General features: G+C 63.4%; 17 protein-coding genes. 9 read left to right on the top strand and 8 right to left on the bottom strand.

Annotated elements, in window-relative coordinates; all coding sequences use genetic code 11:
- Positions 1-2 precede the first annotated feature (2 nt).
- The 3 genes from AB4136_RS08815 to AB4136_RS08805 all read right to left on the bottom strand — a co-directional run bounded on the left by AB4136_RS08815 (position 3) and on the right by AB4136_RS08805 (position 4,257).
- Entirely contained in the window at positions 3-770 is a 768-nt protein-coding gene (locus tag AB4136_RS08815; RefSeq protein WP_024926864.1) for a 4Fe-4S dicluster domain-containing protein, read from the bottom strand.
- On the bottom strand, positions 767-3,616 hold the full coding sequence (locus tag AB4136_RS08810) for a molybdopterin oxidoreductase family protein (RefSeq protein WP_024926863.1): 2,850 nt from the start codon (positions 3,614-3,616) through the stop codon (positions 767-769). The genes AB4136_RS08815 and AB4136_RS08810 overlap by 4 nt, the downstream gene beginning before the upstream one ends.
- A 209-nt stretch (positions 3,617-3,825) precedes the next feature.
- The gene (locus AB4136_RS08805) at positions 3,826-4,257 is read right to left on the bottom strand and encodes a L,D-transpeptidase (protein WP_024926862.1); all 432 of its coding nucleotides are present in this window, start codon (positions 4,255-4,257) and stop codon (positions 3,826-3,828) included.
- Between the two features lie 237 nt (positions 4,258-4,494).
- On the opposite strand from AB4136_RS08805, the gene AB4136_RS08800 reads away from it, so the two are divergent.
- Positions 4,495-5,772, top strand: coding sequence for an acetylornithine deacetylase/succinyl-diaminopimelate desuccinylase family protein (locus AB4136_RS08800; RefSeq protein ID WP_024926861.1), 1,278 nt, complete (start codon positions 4,495-4,497; stop codon positions 5,770-5,772).
- Here AB4136_RS08800 and AB4136_RS08795 read toward each other — a convergent pair.
- Positions 5,769-6,278, bottom strand: coding sequence for an OsmC family protein (locus tag AB4136_RS08795; RefSeq protein ID WP_024926860.1), 510 nt, complete (start codon positions 6,276-6,278; stop codon positions 5,769-5,771). The two genes, AB4136_RS08800 and AB4136_RS08795, sit on opposite strands and share 4 nt — an antisense overlap.
- 170 nt (positions 6,279-6,448) lie before the next feature.
- Between AB4136_RS08795 and AB4136_RS08790 the strand changes: the two genes are divergently transcribed.
- The 4 genes from AB4136_RS08790 to AB4136_RS08775 all read left to right on the top strand — a co-directional run bounded on the left by AB4136_RS08790 (position 6,449) and on the right by AB4136_RS08775 (position 11,514).
- Positions 6,449-7,927 (top strand): ABC transporter substrate-binding protein, encoded by a 1,479-nt coding sequence (locus tag AB4136_RS08790; RefSeq protein ID WP_024926859.1) that lies wholly within the window; start codon positions 6,449-6,451, stop codon positions 7,925-7,927.
- Between the two features lie 151 nt (positions 7,928-8,078).
- On the top strand, positions 8,079-9,026 hold the full coding sequence (locus AB4136_RS08785) for an ABC transporter permease (RefSeq protein WP_024926858.1): 948 nt from the start codon (positions 8,079-8,081) through the stop codon (positions 9,024-9,026).
- Positions 9,023-9,892: an ABC transporter permease gene (locus AB4136_RS08780; RefSeq protein WP_024926857.1), complete on the top strand. Its 870-nt coding sequence runs from the start codon at positions 9,023-9,025 to the stop codon at positions 9,890-9,892. Before AB4136_RS08785 ends, AB4136_RS08780 begins: the two co-directional genes overlap by 4 nt.
- Complete coding sequence (locus tag AB4136_RS08775; RefSeq protein WP_024926856.1) at positions 9,889-11,514, top strand: ABC transporter ATP-binding protein; 1,626 nt, start codon at positions 9,889-9,891, stop codon at positions 11,512-11,514. Before AB4136_RS08780 ends, AB4136_RS08775 begins: the two co-directional genes overlap by 4 nt.
- Positions 11,515-11,541: 27 nt before the next feature.
- On the opposite strand, the gene AB4136_RS08770 is transcribed toward AB4136_RS08775, so the two are convergent.
- Positions 11,542-12,027: an NUDIX domain-containing protein gene (locus AB4136_RS08770; protein ID WP_024926855.1), complete on the bottom strand. Its 486-nt coding sequence runs from the start codon at positions 12,025-12,027 to the stop codon at positions 11,542-11,544.
- A 44-nt stretch (positions 12,028-12,071) separates the two neighbouring features.
- Positions 12,072-12,497, bottom strand: a complete 426-nt coding sequence (locus AB4136_RS08765) for a TerB family tellurite resistance protein (RefSeq protein ID WP_024926854.1) — start codon at positions 12,495-12,497, stop codon at positions 12,072-12,074.
- 118 nt (positions 12,498-12,615) lie between these two features.
- On the opposite strand from AB4136_RS08765, the gene AB4136_RS08760 reads away from it, so the two are divergent.
- The 4 genes from AB4136_RS08760 (at position 12,616) to AB4136_RS08745 (ending at position 15,031) form a co-directional block, all read left to right on the top strand.
- Positions 12,616-13,401: a TSUP family transporter gene (locus AB4136_RS08760; protein ID WP_024926853.1), complete on the top strand. Its 786-nt coding sequence runs from the start codon at positions 12,616-12,618 to the stop codon at positions 13,399-13,401.
- Between the two features lie 54 nt (positions 13,402-13,455).
- Positions 13,456-13,626, top strand: coding sequence for a DUF4175 domain-containing protein (locus AB4136_RS08755; RefSeq protein ID WP_137900558.1), 171 nt, complete (start codon positions 13,456-13,458; stop codon positions 13,624-13,626).
- Positions 13,627-13,696: 70 nt separating this feature from the next.
- Positions 13,697-14,515, top strand: a complete 819-nt coding sequence (locus tag AB4136_RS08750; RefSeq protein WP_137900557.1) for a helix-turn-helix domain-containing protein — start codon at positions 13,697-13,699, stop codon at positions 14,513-14,515.
- A 96-nt stretch (positions 14,516-14,611) separates the two neighbouring features.
- Positions 14,612-15,031, top strand: a complete 420-nt coding sequence (locus tag AB4136_RS08745) for a VOC family protein (RefSeq protein ID WP_137900556.1) — start codon at positions 14,612-14,614, stop codon at positions 15,029-15,031.
- 87 nt (positions 15,032-15,118) lie between these two features.
- Here the strand turns inward: AB4136_RS08745 and AB4136_RS08740 are convergent, their stop codons facing one another.
- On the bottom strand, positions 15,119-16,588 hold the full coding sequence (locus AB4136_RS08740) for a cobyric acid synthase (RefSeq protein WP_137900555.1): 1,470 nt from the start codon (positions 16,586-16,588) through the stop codon (positions 15,119-15,121).
- 2 nt (positions 16,589-16,590) lie between these two features.
- Positions 16,591-17,193, bottom strand: a complete 603-nt coding sequence (locus AB4136_RS08735) for a dimethylsulfonioproprionate lyase family protein (protein WP_137900554.1) — start codon at positions 17,191-17,193, stop codon at positions 16,591-16,593.
- Positions 17,194-17,335 lie beyond the last annotated feature (142 nt).

Raw genomic sequence — 17,335 nt, 5'->3', positions numbered from 1 at the left:
GATCAGATACGGTCCAGCATGCCGTCGAGCCAGGCGAAAAAGCCGGTGGCGCCGCTTGTGTCTTCGGCCTTCCCCACCAGACCCGCGCTCGCCGCCAGCGGCGTCCGCGCCCGTGGCGGCAGGTATTTGTTTGTCGGGCGCGTCCCCTGCTCCGGCATCAGGTCGATGCCGCCACGTTGCGCCACCATGATCGAGACCGCGGAAGATGGGTCCGCGAGATCGCCGAAATGGCGGGCGTTGGCGGGACAAGTACGCACGCAGGCCGGCTGCCGGTCCACCTCTTCCAGCGTTTCGTTGTAGATGCGGTCGATGCACAGCGTGCACTTCTTCATCACCCCGGCAGCAAGGTCCATTTCACGCGCGCCATAGGGGCACGACCAGGCGCAGAGGCCGCAGCCGATGCATTTGTCCTCATCGACCAGCACGATGCCGTCTTCGGCACGCTTGTAGGAAGCGCCCGTCGGGCAGACGGTAACGCAGGGTGCGTCCTCGCAATGCAGGCAGGATTTGGGGAAATGCACGATGCGCGCTTCACCCGCCTCGCCGACGATCTGGCCGCCCTCCGGCATTACCTCGAAGGAGTGGACGCGGTTCAGCCAGGCACCGGAAACATCGACACCATAGGGGTTTTGATCGGACAGCGCGGCGCCATAACCGCCGGTATTCCATTCCTTGCAGTTGACGACGCAGGCATGGCAGCCGACGCAGACGTCGAGATCGATGACGAGGCCGAGTTTTTTAGGCGTGGGCAACGCAGGCAGGCTGGTCATGATGCCCACTCCTGTCCGTAGCGCAATTCGGTGGGATGCGCTCGCGCTTTACCCGGTTCGGCGAGTGTCGAGAAATGCGGCTCGCTCACCGCGCCCTTGTCGGCCTTTTCGATACGAACCCTGAGGTCATACCAGGCAGCCTGGCCAGTGATCGGATCGGAATTCGACCATCGCCGGCCGTCTTCCCGCGATGGGAGAAGTTCGTGGATCAAGTGATTCATCAGGAAGCCCTTTTGTGCTTCCGGCGCATCGCGATTCAGCCCCCAGGCGCCTTCCCGCTTGCCGATGGCGTTCCACGTCCACACTGTCGAAGAATTGACTGCCTCCATGCGCTGGACCGGCACTTTGATGCGGCTGTGATGCGAGATCAGCCATACCCAGTCGCCGTCGGCGAGCTCCAGCCGGTCGCAGATCGGCCCCGGTACATAAAGCGCGTTCGACGTGTGGATCTGCCTCAACCAGGCATTCATCGAGCCCCAGGAATGATACATCGCCGCCGGGCGCTGGGTGATGGCGTGCAAGGGAAACTCTCCTCTGTCGACCATCGCCTCGCCGAACGGCCGGTACCAGTCAGGCAGCGGATCGAAGCTTGCGAGGATGCGCTCGCGGTGCGTTTCAGGCGCGATTGGTTCGCGCAGCCCCTGCGCCGACAAGCGGAATTTCTGCAGCGATTCCTGGTAGAGCTGGAAGGTGACGGGCTGCGGCGTGTCGAAGAAGCCCATACGCACGGCGAAGTCCTGATAGGCCTGGTTGGCGTGTTTGAAGAACTGCGCCTCCAGCGGGATATGCGCCGAAAAGAACGAACCGTTGTCGATATAGCGTTGTAATTGCTCGGCATTGGCGGCGCCGCGCCCGGCGCGATCGCCGTTGAGACCGCGAAACCCGGCCAGAGGGCCGATGCCCGGCCGGCGTTCGTGGCGAACGATGTAGTCAGCGTAATCCTTGTACAACGGCTTGCCGTGGTTGTCGGCGAAACCGGGCAATCTGAGGCGCGCGCCGAGATCGATCAGCACGCTCTGGAAGCCGCGCACGTCGCGGTCCGGCTCGACCACCGGCCAGCGGATGGCATCCTGCACGGCATCCGGCTCCGAGATCGGCCGGTCGAGCAGCGAAATGCAGTCATGCCGTTCGAGATAGGTGGTATCGGGCAGGACGAGGTCGGCATAGGCGACCATTTCGGAGGCATAGGCGTCCGAATAGATGATCTTCGGGATCTTGTATTCGCCAGTCTCCGTGTCCTTGTCCTCAAGCATGCGGATGACGCCCGCGGTGTTCATCGACGAGTTCCAGGCCATGTTGGCCATGTAGAGGAACAACACGTCGATCGGATACGGATCGCCGGCATGGGCGTTGGCGATGACCATATGCATCAACCCGTGCACCGAAAGCGGCGCATCCCAAGAAAACGCCTTGTCGATACGGGTCGGCTTACCCTCGGCATCGATCAAAAGATCTTCCGGCCCGCGCGGAAAGCCTAGATGCGGCCCTGACAGCGGCTTGTTGGAGCCGAAATGCTCGGCCCGTCCATGCGGCGTCGGATGCGCCGTCACGGGCTTGGGATAAGGCGGCTCGAAGCGGAACCCGCCCGGGCAATCGACCGCGCCGATCAGCACCTGCAGCATATGCAGCGCCCGCGCCGTCTGGAAGCCGTTGGAATGCGCCGAAATCCCGCGCATGGCATGGAATGACACCGGCCGCCCGACAAAGGCTTCATGGCGTTGGCCGTTGATGTCGGTCCACGGTTGTTCGATCGTTATCGTCTCGTCGAAGGCCACGCGGCCGATCTCCGCCGCCAGCCCGCGAATGGTCTCGACCGCGACGCCGGTTTCCCCGGCCACGGCTTCCGGCGCGTATTTCGGGTCCAGGTATTTTTCGGCGAGCAACTGGAAGGACGGTACCGCGAAACGACCATCGGCCAGTTGCACGCGGCCGGAAAGCGCTGCCCTTGCCCCCCTGGCGCCTGCCGCAACGACCTGTTCCGTCACGCTTTCGAAGACGAGCGGCTTGCCCTCGCCATCCCGCGCGAACAGGCCGTGCTCGGCGGTGCCCGGGGCGTCGATCACCAGCCAGGTGGCATTGGAATAGCGCACCAGATAGTCGACATCGATGCGGCGCGCCTTCAGGAGCTCATGCACGATGGCCAGGATCAACAGGCCGTCAGTGCCGGGCCGCACGCCGATCCAGTTGTCGGCTACCGCCGAGTAGCCGGTGCGCACCGGGTTGACCGAGACGAAACGGGCACCATTCCGCTTCAGTTTGGCGATGCCCATCTTGATCGGGTTGGAATCGTGATCCTCCGCCACCCCGAACAAAACGAACAGCTTCGTCCGCTCCCAGTCCGGCTGGCCGAACTCCCAGAAGGCGCCGCCAATGGTCATGATGCCGGCGGCGGCCATGTTGACCGAGCAGAAACCGCCATGGGCGGCATAGTTCGGCGTGCCGAACTGCTGCGCCCAAAAGCCGGTCAGGGATTGCGACTGGTCGCGCCCGGTGAAGAAGGCGAGCTTCTTCGGATCGTCGCGGCGCACGTTGTCCAGCCAGCCGGTGGCGATCGCCAGCGCCTCGTCCCAGCCAATCTCCTGGAATTTGCCGGAACCGCGCGGCCCCACCCGCTTCAGCGGCGCCCGCAGACGCGCTGGCGCATAGTGCTGCATGATGCCGGCCGAACCCTTGGCGCACAGAACGCCCTTGTTGACCGGATGGTCGCGATTGCCCTCGATGTAGCGGATCTTGCCGTCCTTGATGTGCACGTTGATGCCGCAGCGGCACGCGCACATGTAGCAGGTCGTCTTGCGGACCTCGTCAGCGACGGGTTCGGACAGAGCCACATACGGCTTGGGACTCATCGATAGCTCCTCACACCGAAGTACTATCGAGGGCATCGAAGAAAGGAAATGCGTGAAACCGGCGGTTATGGATGTTTCATTATTCAAATGATGCCGGATGCGAGCAAACGGCACTAAGAATCGTAGCGATCGCGCAAAACCTCCGCCGATGAAGCCGGCACGAGAAGGCCGGCCTGATCGCCGGCCTGTCTGACTTTATCGATGCCAGTTTAGTTCGTCACCACGATGCGTGTGCCGCTCATGCCGACTTCCTTGACCAGCGCGTAGAATGTGGCGGCGTTGGCCGTAGAGAGCCGCACGCAACCATGCGACGCCGGCCGTCCGAGTTGACGGACCGCATTGGTGCCGTGCACGGCAAAGCCGCCATTGTAGAAGACGGACCATGGCATCGGCGAATTGTCGTATTTCTGCGAATACCACATCCGGTGCAAACGCTTCGGCCGCCAGCTTCCGCTCGGCGTGACGTAACCCTTGCGCGCCGTCGAAACGCTCCAGCGATAGAGCACCTCGCCGTAACGACTGACGGTCATCGTCTGTGTAGAAATGTTGATCCTGGCGACGAGACTGTCTGCCTTCGCTTCCGACAGCACCCCAAGCAGTGCCATCGCAAAAATCCCGCCCAGTAAAACGGACCTTTTCATGAGCATACTTCCCCTTGCTTGCTCCTGTGTCTCCGCGTGCCTGCCGCTTCACACTATCTTTCAAATGTTAAAAGAACAGTGAGCCAGCTTACACAAAGGCTATTGATCTTCCGCCAATCGCGAACGTGTGAACGCCCAGCGTTTCTTCCCACGGCTGCAGCTGCGCCACGTGCTGACGCTGTTTGGCTCAATCGCTAGGCTTGCAAGGTGACGTCTTTCCCTGCTCAACTTCGCCCAATGACCGACCGACTCTTGCATGGCATCGATGCACGCACCGACGACCTCGTCGCGCTGACCGCTGACCTGATCCGCTTCCCGACGGTCAACCCACCCGGCGAAGCCTACCGGCCATGCGCGGAATACATCGCCGAGCGCCTGAAGAAACGCGGCTTCGAGACGGAACTGGTCCGTGGCGAAGGCACGCCCGGCGACAACGACCGCTATCCGCGTGTCAATGTCGTTGCCCGCTTCGATGGGCGCACGCCGGGACCGACCGTGCATTTCAACTCCCACATCGACGTGGTCGAGGCCGGCGAAGGCTGGACCGTCGATCCCTTTGCCGGTGTGGTGAAGGATGGCCGGGTCTATGGCCGCGGCGCCTGCGACATGAAGGGCGGCCTCGCCGCCTCCATCATCGCCGTTGAAGCCTTCATGGATGCCTATCCTGACTTTCCCGGCGCGATCGAGATATCGGGCACGGTGGACGAGGAATCGGGCGGCTTCGGCGGCGTCGCCTATCTGGCCAGCAAGGGTTATTTCTCAAAGCCGAAGGTCGATCACGTCATCATTCCAGAACCGTTGAACAAGGACCGCATCTGCCTCGGCCATCGCGGCGTATGGTGGGCGGAGATCGAGACGCTGGGCGAAATCGCCCATGGCTCGATGCCGTTCCTCGGTGACAATGCGGTTCGCCACATGGGCGCGGTCCTGGCGGCCTTCGAGGCGGACCTGTTCCCGGCGCTGGACAAGAAGCAGACGTCGATGCCGGTGGTGCCGGAGGGCGCGCGCCGCTCCACCATGAACATCAATTCCATCCATGGCGGCCAGACCGAGGACTTCAGGCCGGGCCTGCCCTCGCCCAACGTGCCGGATTCGTGCCGCCTCACCATCGACCGCCGCTTCCTGCTGGAAGAAAGGATCGATGAAGTGAAGCGCGAGGTGACCGACATCCTCGACCGCTTGAAGCGCGAGCGCGCCAGGTTCGATTACCGCATCCGCGACGTCATGGAGGTCCAGCCGACCATGACCGAGCGCGACGCGCCGGTGGTCAAGGCCGTGGCCGAAGGCATCATGCAGGTGTTCGAGCGCGAGCCCGCTTATGTGATCTCGCCCGGCACCTATGACCAGAAACACGTTGCCCGCATTGGCCATCTGTTCGATTGCATTGCCTACGGGCCCGGCATTCTCGATCTCGCCCATCGGCCGGACGAATGGGTCGGCATCGACGACATGGTCCAGTCGGCCAAGGTGATGGCAATCGGCTTGAACGTGTTGCTGCGCGGCGGGGCCCGCTAGACCCTGTGTGCCGTTACCGACAGATCGGGCCGCTGGTTGATCGTCTGCAACACCACGCAGTAGCGCTCGGTGAGTTTCACAAGCGAATCGATCCGCTCCTGTGGTTCGTCCGTCTGCAACTGGAACCCCAACCTCACCGCCCGGAAGCCGACCGGCGTATCCCTGGCAACGCCCAGCGTGCCGCGAAAATCGAGATCGCCCTCGGCCGTGATCGCCGCCGCCGCCAGCTGGAACTCGAGCGCGGTTGCGACCGCCTTCAGCGTGACGCCCGCGCAGGCGACGAGCGCTTCCAGCAGCATGTCGCCGGAGCACAGCTCCAATCCACTGCCGCCGGTTGCCGGATGAAGCCCGGCTATCGCCAAGGCACGGCCGGTCTCGACCTTGCAGGCGATCGACTGGTCGTCGATCGAGCCTTTGGCGCGCAAAGTGATGAGCGCCTTCTCGGGTGTCTCGCGATAGGCCTCCTTGAGCGGGGCCTGGAGATTCTTGAGCATTGCGGCATCCATCGTCTCACTCCCTGCGCGCCATCCCGGCACCGCCCGAACAGAGCTGCCGGATGGAGCCGATACATTGGCATAAGATTTCCCCATCAGCATCATCGGGGAAAACAAATGCGATTTACTAGAACGGGATTTCACGCTTCTATCCCGCCGGGCTAACATTGAGGGAGTTTGAGATGAGGCACTGGAAGACCATTCTGGCCGCGGCTGCTGTCGCGCTGGCCTCTAGCACCGCGGCGATGGCCGCCCGCACCGATCTGGTGCTCGGCATGGTGCTTGAGCCGCCGCATCTCGACCCGACGGCGGGAGCCGCCGCAGCCATCCGCGAAGTCACCTACGCCAACATCTTCGAGGGCCTGACCCGCATCGGCCCCAATGGCGAAGTGCTGCCGGACCTCGCAGAAAGCTGGACGATTTCGGATGACGGCAAGGTCTATACGTTCAAGCTACACAAGGGCGTGAAGTTCCACGACGGCACCGATTTCGATGCCTCGGACGTCAAGTTCTCGCTGGACCGCGCCCGTGCCGAAAATTCCCAGAACGCGCAAAAACAGCTTTTCGCCGCCATCGACACCGTCGAGGTCGTCGACCCGACGACGGTGAAGGTGACGCTGAAGCAGCCGCAGGGTTCCTTCCTCTACAATATGGGCTGGGGCGACGCGGTGATCGTGGCGCCAGAAAGCGCCGACACCAACAAGGAAAAGCCGATCGGCACCGGCCCCTTCAAATTCCAGAACTGGGTGAAGGGCTCCTCGTTGACGCTCGTGAAAACCGACAATTACTGGGGCGAGCCGGTTCATCTCGACAAGGCCGAATTCCGCTTCATTCCCGATGCCGCGGCGGCCGTGGCGGCGATGCTGTCCGGCGACGTGCAGGCATTCCCGTTCTTTTCACCGGATGCCGTTCCCCAGGTTAAGGATGCGCCCAACCTCAAGGTCGTGGTCGGTGCCACCGAGGGCGAGACCATCCTGGCCATGAACAACAAGAAGTCGCCGCTCGACCAGTTGAAGGTGCGCCAGGCCGTGTCCTACGCGCTCGACCGCAAGGCGATCATCGACGGCGCCTCGGCCGGTCTCGGCGTACCGATCGGCTCGCACATGTCGCCGTCCAACAAAGACTATGTCGACCTGACCGGCGTGTACCCGCACGATCCGGCCAAGGCCAAGGCGCTGTTGAAGGAAGCCGGACTGGAGAACGGCTTCAAGGCGACGCTGAAATTGCCGCCGCCCGACTATGCGCGTCTCGGCGGCGAGATCGTCGCGTCGGAATTGCGCGAGATCGGCATCGACCTCGAGATCATCCCGGTCGAATGGGCGCAATGGCTGGATCAGGTGTTCACCAAGAAGGACTACGATTTCACCATCGTGTCCCATACCGAGCCGAACGACATCGATATCTATTCGCGCAAGGACTACTACTTCAACTACCACAACCCCGAGTTCAACAAGGTCATCGACGAGTTGAACCTCACCGCAGACGAAGCCAAGCGCAAGGAATTGCTGGGCAAGGCGCAGAAGATCCTCGCCGACGATGCCGTGGTCGGCTTCATGTTCGAATTGCCCAAGGTGGGTGTCTGGGACTCCAAGCTGGAAGGCCTGTGGCAGAACCAGCCGGTGCCGGCCAACGACCTCACCAAGGTGAAGTGGGCGGATTGATGAAAGGTATCTTCTCCCCGTTCGCGGGGAGAAGATACCAGCAGGCAATTAAGGGGCGGCGCCAGACATTGCAGAGCATATTATTGCCCCTCATCCGTTCGTTTGGCACACCTTCTCCCCGTGAACGGGGAGAAGGAAAAGTGCGCCGCGCATGACCGCCTATCTTTTCAAGCGCATCGCAATCGCCTTCGCCACGCTGGTGCTTGCCTCGATCGTCGTGTTCGCCGTGCTGGAAGTGCTGCCCGGCGATCCCGCGCGGCTGATGCTCGGCATGAGCGCCAGCGCCGAGCAGGTCGAGCAGCTGCGTACGCAGATGGGGCTGAACGACCCGCTTCTGCTGCGCTACCTGCACTGGATCGGCAATCTTGCCGTGCTCGATTTCGGCCGTTCCTACACCTATGCGGTGCCGGTGATCGACCTGGTGCGCGAGCGCATCGTCGTCTCCCTGCCGCTGGCGCTGATGGCGCTCGCCCTGTCGACGCTGATCGCCATTCCGGTCGGTCTCTACGCCGCCGCCCGCCAAGGCCGTTTCGGCGACACCGTCTCCATGGGCGCTTCGCAAATCGGCGTCGCCATCCCGAACTTCTGGTTCGCCCTGCTGCTGATCTATCTTTTCGCCGTCTGGCTGAAATGGGTGCCGGCGGGCGGTTTCCCGGGCTGGGGAAGCGGCATCTGGCCGGCACTGAAGGCGCTGGTCCTGCCGGCCATTGCGCTGGCACTGCCGCAGGCCGCGATCCTTGCCCGCGTGACGCGGCAGGCGCTGATCGAAGTCTTGTCCGAGGACTATATCCGCACCGCGCGCGCCAAGGGCATGCCCTACCGCGCCGTCCTGTGGCGGCATGCGCTGCGCAATGCCATGATCCCGGTGCTGACGATCCTCGGTCTGCAATTCGCGTTCCTGCTAGCCGGCACCATCATTATCGAGAATGTCTTTTATCTCCCCGGCCTCGGCCGGCTTGTCTTCCAGGCCATTAACCAGCGCGACCTGATCGTGGTGCAAGGCGGCGTCATGTTGCTGGTCGCCGCCGTCATCCTCGTCAACCTCCTGGTCGACTTCTCCTATGCGCTCGTGGATCCGCGCCTGAGGACACGATCGTGACGCTACAGACTGAAATCCCGCGGGAAACCTTCGGCTCCCTGGTCGCGAAAGCCTTCCGGCACCGGTCCTTCGTGCTCGGGTTCGCGATCACCGTTCTGGTCGCCGCGATGGCCACCCTTTCGTTCCTGTGGACGCCCTACGACATCACTCGGCTGGTGATTTCCGACAAAATGCTGGCGCCGTCCGCGGCGCATTGGTTCGGTACCGACCATTTCGGCCGCGACATCCTGTCGATGATCATGATCGGCGCCCGCAACTCCATCGCCGTCGCTTTGGTCGCCGTCGGCATCGGCATGGGCATCGGCGTGCCGCTCGGCACGTGGGCGGCGGCGCGCGGCGGCCTGGTCGACGAAGCGCTGATGCGGCTGAACGACCTCGTTTTCGCCTTCCCGGCGCTTTTGTCGGCTATCATGATCACCGCCATCTTCGGCCCCGGCGCCGTTAACGCCATCATCGCCATCGGCATCTTCAACATTCCGGTCTTCGCCCGTGTCGCGCGCGCCGGCGCCCTCACCATCTGGCCGCGTGAGTACATCCTTGCCGCCCGCGCCGCCGGCAAGGGCAAGACGCTGATCACGGTGGAGCACATCCTGCCCAACATCGCGACGTTGCTGCTGGTGCAGGGCACGATCCAGTTCGCGCTGGGCATCCTGGCTGAAGCCAGCCTCTCCTATCTCGGCCTCGGCGCGCAACCGCCGATGCCGAGCTGGGGCCGGATGCTGTTCGAGGCGCAGACCCGCATGACACAAGCGCCCTGGATGGCGATCTTCCCGGGTATGGCCATCGTGATCACGGTTCTGGCATTGAACCTGCTCGGTGACGGCATTGCTGACAATCTCGATCCCAAGTCGCGGCGACGCCGATGAGCCTGCTTGAAATCGAGAACCTGTCGCTCTCGATCGGCAGCCGCCCGATCCTGAAAGACATCGATCTTTCCGTCGCGCCGGGTGAGGTGGTCGGGCTGGTCGGCGAATCCGGTTCGGGCAAATCGATGACGGCAATGACCGTGATGCAGTTGCTGCCGTTCACGGCCAGGGCTGCGGGCAGCGTGCGTTTCGACGGTATCGACATCCTCGCCGCAACCGAGGACCAGATGTGCGCCTTGCGCGGCGACGACATCGGCATGGTGTTCCAGGAACCGATGACCGCGCTCAATCCGGTCAAGACCATCGGCGAACAGGTTGCGGAAGGCATTCGCTGGCACACCAAAGCCGGCCGCGCCGAAGCGGAAGAACGCGCGCGAAAGATATTGGACCGGGTCGGTTTGCCGGAGGCGAAGTTCCCGCTCAGCCGCTATCCGCATGAACTGTCCGGCGGCCAGCGCCAGCGTGTCGTCATCGCCATCGCCTGCGCGCTGAAGCCGAAACTCCTGATCGCCGACGAACCGACCACTGCCCTCGACGTCGTCTTGCAAGCGCAGATCCTCGACCTGCTGCGCGATCTGGTGCGCGAGAACAATATGGGCCTGCTGCTCATCTCGCACGACCTGGCCGTGGTCACCGAAATGTCCGACCGCATCACCATCCTGCGCCATGGCGAGGTGATGGAGGCCGGAGAGACCGCGCGCACGCTTTCCGATCAGTTGCATCCCTATACGCGGCAACTGGCGCTCGCCTCGATGCATGTGCCGGAGCGATTGCCCGCCCCAGTGGGAGTGAGCAAAGCGCCCCCTCTCCTGTCCGTCGAAAACGTCTCGCGTCTCTATCCCGGCCGCCGTACCTCCTTCTTCAAACGCGGCGCGCCCGTTCACGCCGTCGACGACGTTTCGCTGACGATAGCGCCCGGCCAATCGGTGGCACTCGTCGGCCGCTCGGGCTGCGGCAAGTCCACACTGGCGCGCATGATCCTCGCCCTCGACAACCCGAACGCCGGCACGATCCGCTTCCGCAACGAGACGATCTCGCGTCGGGACGAGGCGGAACTGAAGCCGGCGCGACGCGACATGCAAGTGGTGTTCCAGGACCCTTACGGTTCGTTCGATCCACGCCAGAAGGTCGAAAAGCTGGTGGCCGAGCCCCTGCATCTCTTGGAGAAGAAACCCTTGCCGGCGGAGCGCCGCGAGATGGTGGCGCAGGCGCTGCACGAAGTCGGGCTCGGCCCGTCCGATCTCGACAAATACCCGCACGAATTCTCGGGCGGCCAACGCCAGCGCCTGTCGATCGCGCGCGCCATCATCACGCGACCGAAACTGGTCGTCGCCGACGAGCCGGTTTCGGCCCTCGACGTGTCGATCCGCGCCCAGATCCTCGACCTGTTCGCGGATTTGAACAGCCGGTTGGGCGTCGCCTATCTGTTCATCACTCACGATCTGACCGTTGCCCGCGCCATCACCGACGAGGTGCTGGTCATGCATGAAGGCAGGATCGTCGAACGCGGCAGAACCGGGGAAGTCCTCGACCATCCGCAATCGGAAGCAGCACAGGCGTTGGTCACTGCCGCGCCCGACCTGCACCGCGCCATTGCCCGCAGAATGCAGGAACAAGGCTGAGAAGCGGCTCAGTCGGCCGACGAAAACCTAGATCATCTGGAATTCGCCGGTCTTCTTGAACCGGACATAGGCTTCTGCGCTGCGTGCCATGTTGGGCAGCATTTCGGGCAGCGCGCCGGGTGCGAACCATCCAACCGCGCTGCTTTCGTCGTCCATGGCGGCGGCCTCCCCCGTAAAGCTGCGCGTGTAGAAAATCAGCACGAAGAACTGGGTCCGATCGCCATTGGGGAATTCGAAGCTTTCGTAGCGGGGATTGCTGCCGAAGGCGAAAGGCTTGACGTCGCGAACGACCAGTCCGGTTTCCTCGGCGACCTCGCGCATGATGATCGTCTCGATATCCTCGCCTTCCTCGGCGCTGCCGCCCGGCAGGCCCCAAGCGTCGAAATCGGTGCGCTTGTGCAGCAAGATAAAGCCATCATCGCGCTCGATGACGATGCGTGCGCCGGGCACCAACACAAGGCGGTGCCCGATCAGTTTTCGCAGCCGTCCGAGATAGCTGTCGGCAAAGCTCAAACGACTACCCTTATTGGTTCAATCGGCCGGTTGCGTCGGCGGTGTCAGCTCTTCACCAGATCCACTGGGTTGATGCCGAGCAAATCGAGCGAGCGGCGCAGAAGCTTCACCTCGTTGTCGGCGAGATGGTGGTCGGCCTTCGCGATCTCGACCATGTGTTGTGCCAGCAGCTTGCGACGCTCCACATCGAGGTCGCGGAACATGGCAATCGCCTGCGAACCATTGGTCTCGTAGCCGAACTCGTTGAGATATTCGATCACCGCGTCGATGCTGTCCTCGGGGATGCCGAAGGAGCCGGAGCAGATGCGGCGGAAGACCTCCATCTCGCTTTCCGAAACGGACCCGTCGGCCAGGATCATGCGAAACAGCATCAGCAATTCGGCCGACAGCACCGGATCGTCGGCGACCTTGCGCACTCCGGGGTCGCCTTCGAAGATCGAGCGAATCTTGTCCAGCAGCGCCATCGCCATCGCGTTCCTCCAGAATCGGGCCTCATAGGTAGCGCGTATTGGCCCTTGCGCAAACGGGTTGCCTATGATGGAACGCCGCTGTCTCCCCGTTTGTTCCTCTCCCGGCGCTCTCCGCCCCATGATCGATCTCACCTTTCAAACCGTCGCCATGCTCGGGCTGGCCGCCTTCGTGGCCGGCATCATCGATTCTATCGCCGGCGGCGGCGGGCTGATCACGATCCCGGCGCTGCTCCTGGCCGGTTTCTCGCCGATCGAGGCACTCGGCACCAACAAGCTGCAGGGGCTTTTCGGCTCCGGCTCGGCTACCCTCGCCTATGCGGCCAAGGGTCAGGTCGATCCTCTCAAGCAATGGCCGTCGGCATTGATGTCGCTTCTTGGCAGCGTGCTCGGTGCCATCGCGGCAACGGTCGTTCCCGGCGATGTGCTGCGCGCCGCGCTGCCTCTCATCCTGATCGCGATCGCGCTCTACTTCGCGCTGAAGCCCAATATGGGCGATGTCGACCGCACCGAACGACTGTCGCCCTTCCTGCTCGGCCTGACGGTCGTCCCGGCGATCGGTTTCTATGACGGCCTGTTCGGACCCGGCGCCGGTTCGTTCTTCATGCTGGCCTTCGTCGCGCTCGCCGGTTACGGCGTGCTCAAGGCCACCGCGCACACCAAGCTGCTGAATTTCGCCTCCAACATCGGCGCCTTCGCCGTCTTCGCCACGGTCGGCGTGATCTTCTGGAAAGTCGGCATCGTCATGGGCATCGCCCAGTTCCTCGGTGCCAGGCTCGGCGCCAGCCTGGCGGTGCGCGTCGGCGCGAAGCTGATCAAGCCGCTGCTGGTGCTGACCTGCGTGGCGCTGGCCGCAAAACTTCTGATAGACCCCGCCAACCCGCTGCGCGTTCTGATTGGTGTCTGAGGCCAGCGCTGATAGCATTGCCCTGCACGAATCATGTGGAGAGGGAATCCAGACATGAATCTCAGCGCACCCACCCAAATTGTGTTCATCATTTCCGTCGTCATTGCCATCATCGGCCTTCTGGCGGCGCTTGGCGTCTTGTCCTTCATACCGCTGGCGGCGGTATGGATCGTGCTCATCGCCTATATCGTTCTGGCGGCTGGCTGCCTTTTGCGCGGCGTCTGACGGCACGCCCTATCGGTCGACTTTTGATTTCGGCGAGCAACGGCTAAGCTCCTTTACAGAGGAGATGGCGATGCCTGCCGAAAGCCAGGACAGCGAGAGCGAGACGCCGCAGAATTTTTTCATGCTGCGCCGGACGCCTATGCCGGCTTTGCGTTCGGTCGTGACCGACATTTGCGGCTATCGCGAACTGACGCCCGGCCACTACCGCCAAATCGAATACGCGACGCTGATCGTACCGCTGGTGATCAACTTCGACGCGCACTTCGCGATCGCGCTCGGCCGCCCTCCCCAAGAAGACGACCGCCACGACAGCTTCGCGGCCGGCCTCTATGCCGGCCCGGTGACGATCGATTCCTTCGGTCACAGCTGTTGCCTGCAGGTGAATTTCACATTTGCCGGCGCGAGGCGTTTCTTCCGGATGCCACTCAGCGAACTCACCGACCGCATGGTGCCGCTGGACGATGTGCTGGGACATGACGGCGCCGCCTTGCGCGAGGCGCTCGGCAATGAGCAAGACTGGGACCGGCGCTTCGATCTCGTCGAGGATTTCGTCGTCCGCCGCATCACCGTGGCATCGTCACCGGGCCCGCAAGTTGCCTGGGCGGTGGACCGGATTCTGGAGAGCGGCGGACAGACGCGCATCGGCCTGATCGCCGCCGAACTGGACTGGAGCCGCCGGCATCTCGCCGAGCGCTTCCGCGATGCCACCGGTGTAGCACCGAAGACACTGGCGCGCATGGTCCGCTTCAACCGCGCGCTTCAGCTGTCGCGGCGCGGAGACGGCAATTGGGCCGGCATCGCCGCCGACTGCGGTTACGCCGACCAGGCGCATCTGGCCCGCGAATTCCGCGACCTGGCCGGCACGACGCCCGGCACGCTGAGCACCTGACCGCAGCCTGTCCGGCCAGATGCCGAAGGTAACATTTCTTCAAGACGCTCCCATCGCATGCCTGCCAGGATGAGGCATCGTCCAATCCGACAGGAGATGACCATGTCCAACGAACCGCCCCGCCTCTATCCCGTCATGCGCTTCCGCGACGCGCCCATGATGGTCGATTGGCTCGCCAAGGCCTTCGGCTTCACCGTGCATGCCCGCTACAACGATGGCGAAATGATCCAGCACGCCGAACTCGCGCTTGGTTCGGCGATGATCATGCTGGGCTCCACACGCCGCGACCGCTTCGGCGAAATCGTCGGCGAACCTGGCCCCAACGGCCGCTCCATCTACATCGCCGTCGACGATGCGGACGTGGCCTTTGCGCGCGCCGAAGAGGCCGGCGCGGAAATCCTCGAAGGGTTGACGGATCGCGGCTATGGCAGCCGCGAGTTCATCTGCCGCGACCCCGAGGGCAACGTCTGGTCGCTCGGCACCTATTGGCCGAAGACAGGCATCAAGCCGAACTGACGGTTTCCCGAAAGGGCGTGGCGCGCCCGGATTTCGCATCGGCCGCGATCCCCCTGTCGCGCTGCCCGCTGCGAAATCCGCCATGCGCTAGCGCGCCAGACCAAACAGTGCGTCGCAGTCCAGATGTGTTTCCAGCGCCATGGCGATTTCGTCGAGCGCGGCCTCGACATCGGCCCGATAGTCGATACCGCCACCTGTGACACCAAGGCTTTCCAGGAAACGGGCCCGGAAGACGTCCGCCCCGAACAGGCCATGCAGATAGGTGCCGAACACCTTGCCATCGGGCGATGTGGCGCCGTCCGGCACATTGTTGATGACCACCGCCGGGCGGCGGCAATCCGGACCGGTGGTGCGCCCTAGATGGATCTCGTAGCCTCCCAGCGGCAGATCGAAAACGGTCGAGCGCGCATTGCTGGTGCGCACCGTTTTCTCCGGCTCCATCACCGTCTCGACGTCGAGCAGACCAAGCCCTTCGGTCTCGCGCACGCTGCCTTCGATACCGTCGGGATCGCGTACAGTGCGGCCGAGCATCTGGAAGCCGCCGCAGATACCGACGACATGGCCGCCACGCCTGACATGGGCAGCAAGGTCGCGATCCCAGCCCTGTTCGCGCAAATGCAGGAGATCGCCGATGGTCGATTTCGAACCGGGAATGACCACCAGCCCGGCATCGGCCGGCAGTGGTTTTCCCGGCGGCACGAACACCACCTCCACCTGGGGCTCCGCCTTCAGCGGATCGAGATCGTCGAAATTGGCAATACGCGACAACATCGGCACCGCGACCTTCAGGGCGCGTTTCTCACCGGCCGCCAGTCGTTCCAGCACGACCGAATCTTCCGACGGCAGCCGCGACGCGGCTTTCAGCCACGGCACCACACCGAAGCAGCGCCAGCCGGTGAACCCTTGGATCGACCGGATACCATCGTCGAAGAGCGAAACATCGCCGCGGAACTTGTTGATGAGATAGCCGGCGATCATGCGCCGGTCCTCCTCCGGCAGGATCAGATGCGTGCCGGCCACGGAGGCAATGACGCCGCCCCGGTCGATGTCGCCGACAAGCACGACCGGCACATCGGCCCGTGTCGCAAAGCCCATATTGGCGATGTCGCGCGGCCTGAGGTTGATTTCCGCCGGTGAACCCGCCCCTTCGACGATGACGAGGTCCGCGTCTTCCTTCACCCTCGCCCAGGATTTCAGCACCGCCTCCATCAGGCGGCCCTTCATGGTCTGGTAGTCGCGGGCGCGCGCCTCGCCGAAAACCTTGCCCTGCACGATGACCTGCGAGCCGACATCGGTCTGCGGCTTGAGCAGCACCGGATTCATGTCGACAGTCGGCGCGACGCCGCAGGCCAGCGCCTGCAGCCATTGCCCACGACCGATCTCGCCGCCGCCGGCCTCGCCGGGAATTTCCGCCACCGCCGCATTGTTCGACATGTTCTGCGGCTTGAACGGCCTGACCTTGAGCCCACGCCGCAATGCGGCGCGGCACAGCCCGGCTACCAGCACCGTCTTGCCGACGTCGGAGCCGGTGCCTTGCAGCATGAGTGCCCTCGCCATGCTCACGCTTCCCCGCCGGTGACAGTGGACCTGGCGGCAAGCGGCCCGCCCCGCCAGAGATAGAGCGCCAGCAACGGTTCGGCGCCCGTCTTCATCGCATGGTTGATGTTGGAGGGATGGTGGATGACCTCGCCTGCGTCGCGCACCTGGAATGCGCCCTCGCCTTTGCGCCAGCCCGTGCCACCGGTCAGCGGGATGTAGATTTCCTCGGCGACATGGTGATGGTCGGGATAGACGATCCCCGGCCCGAGGATCAGAAACCCGCCAGCCGCCATATCGTTGGCGAAGTGGCCGCGCGTGCCGAACACTTCCAGCCAGCCGTAATTGTCGAGGAAGGCGCGACCGAAATCCGCTTCGCCGTAAGTCTGCCCCCACCGTAATACATCACGATGGTCAGCCAGCATGTGCGCCAGCGGCTTTGCTCGCTCTGGCGCGATTTCAATGACGCGGTCAAGGTGGCGAACGCACGGTATGGATTGCGGCTCCAGCGGACGGACTGGCATCGCCCAGTCGACGGCGCCTGCGGCATCGCGCGCCACCGAAGCGTCGGCATGACCGAGGAAAGCATGAAATGCTTCCAACAGCTCGTCGAAAATTGTCGTCACCACCTGCTCCGCTCACGCATTGCCGCACAGCCGCTTTGCCACACTCCAGGGTGGATGTGGACCCAAAGCGCGGGTTGCGCGGGCGCATCATTGGTCTAGATTGCGATGCACGCATAGCTAAAAACGACATATCCGGGAGGAC

This window comes from Mesorhizobium sp. 2RAF21 (assembly GCF_052115345.1).
Taxonomy (GTDB): Bacteria; Pseudomonadota; Alphaproteobacteria; order Rhizobiales; family Rhizobiaceae; genus Mesorhizobium; species Mesorhizobium terrae.
The sequence above is the reverse complement of the archived record's forward strand: the minus strand, read 5'-3'. Positions and strand labels throughout refer to the sequence as shown.

Bases quoted from the DNA above. Each gene is read 5' to 3' on its own strand.
- AB4136_RS08740 (WP_137900555.1), bottom strand. From the start codon at position 16,588: ATGGCGAGGGCACTCATGCTGCAAGGCACCGGCTCCGACGTCGGCAAG.
- AB4136_RS08745 (WP_137900556.1), top strand. From the start codon at position 14,612: ATGACCATGTCCAACGAACCGCCCCGCCTCTATCCCGTCATGCGCTTC.
- AB4136_RS08790 (WP_024926859.1), top strand. From the start codon at position 6,449: ATGAGGCACTGGAAGACCATTCTGGCCGCGGCTGCTGTCGCGCTGGCC.
- AB4136_RS08800 (WP_024926861.1), top strand. From the start codon at position 4,495: ATGACCGACCGACTCTTGCATGGCATCGATGCACGCACCGACGACCTC.
- AB4136_RS08795 (WP_024926860.1), bottom strand. From the start codon at position 6,278: ATGGATGCCGCAATGCTCAAGAATCTCCAGGCCCCGCTCAAGGAGGCC.
- AB4136_RS08750 (WP_137900557.1), top strand. From the start codon at position 13,697: ATGCCTGCCGAAAGCCAGGACAGCGAGAGCGAGACGCCGCAGAATTTT.
- AB4136_RS08810 (WP_024926863.1), bottom strand. From the start codon at position 3,616: ATGAGTCCCAAGCCGTATGTGGCTCTGTCCGAACCCGTCGCTGACGAG.
- AB4136_RS08765 (WP_024926854.1), bottom strand. From the start codon at position 12,497: ATGGCGATGGCGCTGCTGGACAAGATTCGCTCGATCTTCGAAGGCGAC.
- AB4136_RS08760 (WP_024926853.1), top strand. From the start codon at position 12,616: ATGATCGATCTCACCTTTCAAACCGTCGCCATGCTCGGGCTGGCCGCC.
- AB4136_RS08785 (WP_024926858.1), top strand. From the start codon at position 8,079: ATGACCGCCTATCTTTTCAAGCGCATCGCAATCGCCTTCGCCACGCTG.
- AB4136_RS08815 (WP_024926864.1), bottom strand. From the start codon at position 770: ATGACCAGCCTGCCTGCGTTGCCCACGCCTAAAAAACTCGGCCTCGTC.
- AB4136_RS08805 (WP_024926862.1), bottom strand. From the start codon at position 4,257: ATGAAAAGGTCCGTTTTACTGGGCGGGATTTTTGCGATGGCACTGCTT.
- AB4136_RS08775 (WP_024926856.1), top strand. From the start codon at position 9,889: ATGAGCCTGCTTGAAATCGAGAACCTGTCGCTCTCGATCGGCAGCCGC.
- AB4136_RS08755 (WP_137900558.1), top strand. From the start codon at position 13,456: ATGAATCTCAGCGCACCCACCCAAATTGTGTTCATCATTTCCGTCGTC.